This is a genomic window from Haladaptatus sp., from assembly GCF_049589095.1.
Taxonomy (GTDB): Archaea; Halobacteriota; Halobacteria; order Halobacteriales; family Haladaptataceae; genus Haladaptatus.
This window is the reverse complement of the sequence record NZ_JBAWAC010000472.1, coordinates 1-5,233: the sequence shown is the minus strand read 5'-3', so window position 1 is coordinate 5,233 and position 5,233 is coordinate 1. Positions and strand designations below refer to the sequence as shown.

Below are 5,233 nucleotides of genomic sequence, written 5' to 3'. Positions count from 1 at the left end.
GTCCTGATGTTCGCCATCATTAACATAGAATCACTGTGTGAGCCGCTGTAACCGTGGCTCAGCATCTATTCAACAGAGCACGTTTTTCGGATTCCGTGTGGTAGATGTACGTCCACTCCCGCGTCCTGGCGCTCACGAGGAGTTCGCCGTCGTCCAATCGCCGCGGAATCGGTTGATACGTGACGTTCGGCCCGCGAACGGCGACGGACGTGACCGGCGTGGAGTCCGACTTCCCGTCCAACAAACTCTCGCCGTCGAAGTCGTGTTCGACGCCCATCGCGTCGCAAATCGTCGGCGGAATCGCATCGAGACCCACGGCCCGCTCGACGGTGTCGGAATCGGCGTCGCCGCCGGGATGCGAGACGAGGAGCGGGACGTGTATCAGTTCCTCGTACAGTTTTGGGTAGTGAGCGAGGTGGCCGTGTTCCATGAACTCCTCGCCGTGGTCGCCCGCGAAGACGAGGAACGCATCGTCCCGTAGCCCCCGCTCCGAAAGCGCCGAGAGGACGCGCCCGACGCTCTCGTCGACTTGCCGAATCGCGGCGCGGTAGAGCGACTGGAGGTTGTCCAGCGTCTCGCCGCTGACCTCCCGACCGAGTCCCACCTGGGCGTGCGCCTTGAGCATCTTCAGCGACCCGACGTTGACCCCGGTTTCGTCGCGGACGAACTTCGGGGCGGGGACGTACGGGGTGTGAACGTCCATGTAATGCACCCAGAGGAAAAAGGGCGGTTCCGCGCGCTCGATGAAGTCGATGGCGTGACGCTCCACGTCTTGCATCCGGGAGACGTTTCGTGCCCCGCCGTCGCCGCCGAGCAGTCGCCGGAACGGCGACGCCGCGACTTGAAGCCACGCCTGAACGGTCGGATGGGCGGTGAGGTATTTGCTGTAAAACGAGTCGGTCGTGCTCGACGTGAACGTCTCGAACGCCTCGAAGCCACGGTCGTAGCCCCAATGGTCGGTCAGGAATCCGTTCGCGCCGTTGAACCCCGCAGTCGGGATTCCGGCGTCCCGAAGCGTTTCGGCGAGCGTCGGTCGGTCGGAAAGCCCGATGTCGCTCGAATCGGTGAAAACGTGATCACCGCCGAGAATCGAGGGGAAGGAAAACGGCGTCCAGTTGCCGTGTGCGAAGGCGTTTTCGAATGTGGTTCCCCCTCGTTCGAGGTCGGCAATCTCGCCGTCCTTCGGCAGGGCGTCCGCTCGAAGCGAATCGACGGTGAACAGGACGGTAATGGGAATATCGTTCGTGTTCATCTGTCGCGGTGAGTGATGGTTCGCTACGTGAGAATTCGGTAGCGCAGTCAAATAGCTTGCGAGACGGTGACTCTATTGCCGCTATAGTTCACGAGAGGACTCGTGAGACGTGGCGGCCAATGGTTGCTTATTCGACGGGTTCGAGTTCCGCGCTGAAGTGACGCAGTTCCTCCATCGGCGGTTCCCAGACGATTTCCAAGCCCGAGAGTTGGTCGCGCTTCTCGCCGACCGCTTCGAAGGTTTCGGCGATGTGCTCCAGATGCTCGCGGAAGTAGGTCCGGCGGGGGAGACAGAGCCGGACGAGTTGCGGGCGGTCCTCGCCGGGGAACGCGAACTCGCCGAGTTCGACGGCGCGAACGCCGCCCTCGCGGTACAGTTCGCCGACGAGAACCTGTCCGGGGAACTGCTCGCGCGGGATTTCCGGCAGGAACTCCTCCGCGTCCACGTACACCGCGTGGCCGCCGGTGGGACTGTAAATCGGAACGCCCGCTTCGAGGAGCAGGTCGCCGAGTTCGGCGACCTGCTCGACGCGCGACTCGATGTAGGGCTGGGTGACCGCTTCACGAAGACCGACCGCCATCGCCTCCAAGTCGCGTCCCGCGAGACCGCCGTAGGTGGTGAACCCTTCGTAGAGGATGCCGCGCTGTTTCGCGTGTTCGAACAGGTCGTCGTCGCGAACGCCGACGAACCCGCCGATGTTGGCGAGCGCGTCCTTCTTCCCGCTCATGACGATGGCGTCAGCGTACGAGAGTTCCTCGCGGGCGATGTCGGCCACGTCTTCGCCCTCGAACTCGGCTTCGCGCTGTTGGACGAAGTACGCGTTCTCCGCGAACCGGCAGGCGTCGATGACCAGCAGCGCGTCGAGTTCGTCGGCCACCTCGCGCGCCTCGCGGATGTTCTCGATGCTCACGGGTTGGCCCGCCATCGAGTTGTTCGTGATGGTGACGAGGACAGCGGGGATGTTCTCTGCTCCGACCTCGTCGGCCAACTCGCGGACCTTGTCGGGGTCGAGGTTGCCCTGGAAGGGGTCGTCCGGCGCGACGTCCACGGGACAATCGACCGGTTTTCCACCGTTGTTGACGATGTGTGCCCGCGTCGTGTCGAAGTGGGTGTTGTTCGGGACGTAATCCCCCTCGGAGACGGTGACGCCGTAAAGGACGTTCTCCGCGCCGCGGCCCTGATGGGCCGGGACGATCTTGTCGAATCCCATCACGTCCGAAACGCTCTCTTGGAGGCGTTTGAAGCTGTCACTGCCCGCATACGCTTCGTCGCCGCGCATCATGGCGGCCCACTGTGCATCGCTCATCGTTCCCGTCCCGCTGTCGGTCAGCAGGTCGATGAACACGTCCTCGGAGTCGAGGTTGAAAACGTTGTAGCCCGCCGCTTCGATGTTCGCGACGCGTTCGTCGCGGTCGGGGAGGTGAATCGGTTCGACGACTTTGGCCCGGTAGGCTCGCATATCCGAATAGGAGGAGTCCGAGTTCTTAACGTTGCTGAGAAATCATCGGTGGAAAACGGGCGTATCCGGGTGTCAAACCCCGAATCTGCACATCGCTACTTTCCATAGTCCATCCGTGTCGTGATGCCCTCGATGTGCATGGCGGTCGTTTCGGCGGCCAACCGCTCGACCGTTGTGCGCGTCTCACTCGTAGCGGAGCGCGTCGATGGGGTCCACCCGCGCGGCGTTCCACGCCGGGTAGAGACCGGTGATCATGCCGACGAGGATACCGACCCCGATGGCGAGGGGGACGACTTCGTACGCGAAGACGAGCGGCAGACCGACGTACTGCGTGGCGACGTACCCACCGACGGCACCGAGTGCGACGCCGAATATCGACCCGACGACGCCGAGCAGGACGGCCTGCATCAGAAACAGTTGGAGCACGTCGCGGTTCTGCGCGCCGACGGCTTTCATGATGCCGATTTCGCGGGTGCGTTCAGTTACGCTCACCAACATGATGTTGGCGATTCCGATGGCCGCGACGACGAGCGAGATGACCGCGATGCTCGTGATAAACGTCGTCAGCGTCGTGAGCACGTCCTTCAGCCGATTCACGAGGTCCTGGTCGGTTCGCACCCGAATGGCGTACTTGTCGGGCGTGAGTTGGACCGCGTCGGAACTGGAGTGAAGGTAGGCTTTTACCGCCCGCTTGCTTTCCGGAATCGTCGCGTGGTTCTTTGCGACCACCGTCAGGAGCGGGTAGACACGCTCGTCGGTGCCCTGCGTCGGACTCTTCACCGTCGAACTGTAGAACGGCCGTGTCGGGACGTACACCTGCGGGAGCGACCCGCCGCTGTCGAACTGGCCGTTCCCGTTCGAGTGGCGTAACACGCCGACGACGCGGGCACGCACGGTACTGCCGTCGCTCGTTCTGATCTCGACTGTGTCACCGACGCGGAGGGTGTCGTCGAACATCGTCGCCGCCGCCGGGTTCACCACGACTTCGCGTTTTCCCTGCCGAAACGACTCGCCGTGAGCGAATTTTCGGGTTCGGAACTGCGCTGGCGTCGTCGCCACGATCTGGTTTTGGCTCACCGTCTGGCCACCGTGGGAGAGCGCGATGACGGGGAGGATGCCCCTCGGAACCACCGTCGCGACGCCGTCGATGTGGCGGAGTCGGTCGACGTCGTGGGCGGTGAAGACGGGTTGTGCACCGAATCCGGCTTGACCGCCTGGCGGACCTGCCCAGACGTACACGTTCGGGGCGTGGCCGCCGGTGAACTCGTGGAGGATATCGACGCGGAGGCTGGTGCCGAGCGTGACGAGCGTGATAACGGCGGCGATGCCGATGACGACGCCGAACGCAGAAAGGGAGGACCGAACACGATGGCTTCGAATCGCCCTGAGGCTCATTCGGAGCGTTTCGCGGAACTCCATTTGTCTCGCTACCGCGTCCCTTCGACCCGCCGCCGCGAATCGATCTCCTCCACCCGTTCGACGGTGCCGTCGAGGATGTGAACCACGCGCTCGGCGTGTTCGGCGATGTGACGCTCGTGCGTCACCATCAGCACGGTGTTCCCCTCGTCGTTGAGTTCCTCGAACAGAGCCATTATCTGCTGGCCCGTCTCGCTGTCGAGGTTGCCGGTTGGCTCGTCGGCGAGGATGATGGCCGGGTCGTTCGCCAGTGCGCGGGCGATGGCCACGCGCTGACGCTGGCCACCGGACAGTTCGTTCGGCCGGTGCTCCTCCCGACCGCGAAGCCCCACCCGGTACAGCAAGTCGTCGGCCCGCTCCCGGCGGTCGGTTCGTGAGACGCTGCGAAACACGAGCGGAAGCGCGACGTTCTCGCGGGCGGTAAGACGCGGCATCAGGTTGAACGTCTGGAAGACGAACCCGATCTCCTCCCCACGAACCCTCGTCCGCTCTTTGTCCGACAGGTCAGTGACATCGCGTCCGTTGATCGAGATGCGTCCCTCGGTCGGCGTGTCGAGACACCCGATGAGGTTGAGGAGGGTGCTCTTTCCCGACCCACTCGGTCCCATCACTGCCGTGTACGCCCCCCGTGGAATCGACAGGTTCACGCCGTCGAGTGCGTGAACCGGCTCCCCCAGAAAGTACGATTTTCGAACGTCCGTCAGTGTCACCGCATTTCTCTGCCCCTCGTCGGAACTCGCCGAGTGGCTGGCTGCCATAGTACAGGTTACTATCCCGACAGTCTAAACCCTACTCCATAACACGGTACCGGGTGCGGGAAAAATAACGACGGAGCGGTGTTACACTCATCGTCGCCGGTTCGGAACGTGAAACGTTTCGCACACCGGGGTATTTCCGTCTCCACAATCGCGGGTTATTCGGTCGTCGGGAGCGTATATCGTCGATGAATTTCCGATGACCGAACTATCAGGCGTGTGGTCGAAGGACGAACTGATCGAGTACTTCGAGCGGACGACCGTTCCGCTTCGGTTGGCCTGTACGACCCCGTCGGGAAACCTGTGGATGGTATCCCTCTGGTACCTGTACGACGGCGATGCCCTCTGGTG

General features: G+C 63.1%; 4 protein-coding genes. All 4 read right to left on the bottom strand.

Going from position 1 to position 5,233, the window contains the following annotated elements; translation table 11 throughout:
- Positions 1–58 precede the first annotated feature (58 nt).
- Positions 59–1,252, bottom strand: a complete 1,194-nt coding sequence (locus tag WBV42_RS14665) for a sulfatase (RefSeq protein WP_423986694.1) — start codon at positions 1,250–1,252, stop codon at positions 59–61.
- A 127-nt stretch (positions 1,253–1,379) separates the two neighbouring features.
- On the bottom strand, positions 1,380–2,711 hold the full coding sequence (locus WBV42_RS14660; protein WP_423986693.1) for a tryptophanase: 1,332 nt from the start codon (positions 2,709–2,711) through the stop codon (positions 1,380–1,382).
- 183 nt (positions 2,712–2,894) lie between these two features.
- Positions 2,895–4,130, bottom strand: coding sequence for an ABC transporter permease (locus WBV42_RS14655; RefSeq protein ID WP_423986692.1), 1,236 nt, complete (start codon positions 4,128–4,130; stop codon positions 2,895–2,897).
- 8 nt (positions 4,131–4,138) lie between these two features.
- Entirely contained in the window at positions 4,139–4,885 is a 747-nt protein-coding gene (locus WBV42_RS14650) for an ABC transporter ATP-binding protein (RefSeq protein WP_423986691.1), read from the bottom strand.
- Positions 4,886–5,233 lie beyond the last annotated feature (348 nt).